The sequence below is a fragment of the Shewanella sp. S1-49-MNA-CIBAN-0167 genome, assembly GCF_040310145.1.
Classification (GTDB): Bacteria; Pseudomonadota; Gammaproteobacteria; order Enterobacterales; family Shewanellaceae; genus Shewanella; species Shewanella psychromarinicola.
In genome coordinates this window covers 1-477 of the sequence record NZ_JBEOPO010000119.1, presented here as the reverse complement: position 1 = coordinate 477, position 477 = coordinate 1, and the positions used below count along the sequence as shown (strand labels likewise).

The window sequence follows — 477 nt, the reverse complement described above, 5'->3', positions numbered from 1 at the left end:
GGGTATATGAATGCACGCCATCTTGATTAAACTGCGTCAGTTTTTTCTTGGAAGAAATAATATTTAATAACGTTTGCTGATCAATACTACTTTGATAAGCCTTATTGCCCTGATAAGTAGCAAATAGACTCCCAGTAGGGTTATATATTGCCGCATGCATAATATCTGGTTGAGCAATAAGTGCAGATAAGGTTTTTTCTGCTGATGTTGGGTCATTAAAAATAACCGCTGACAGGCTATTGCTCGCAACAATATCACTTAACACCGCCAAGCCTTGTTCGGCCTTCTCTTTTGTCACGGCATATTGTTTAGTGATTAATGATGAAGAAATAATAACAATGACAATAATAGCGATCGCTAGCATTGAAAAAATCAACTTTGTTCGGATTGATGCAAAATTTATTATTTTCATCGCTTTACCTCAAGTGCTAATTTCAATACCTGTGAACTGATGTTTAAGCCTGATGCCTCTAACAC

At 36.5% G+C, this 477-nt stretch carries 1 protein-coding gene; it reads right to left on the bottom strand.

The window, feature by feature from the left end; translation table 11 throughout:
* On the bottom strand, nt 1-412 hold a 412-nt coding region (locus AAEZ00_RS20635), incomplete at its 3' end, for a CHASE sensor domain-containing protein (protein WP_351089743.1).
* Nucleotides 413-477 lie beyond the last annotated feature (65 nt).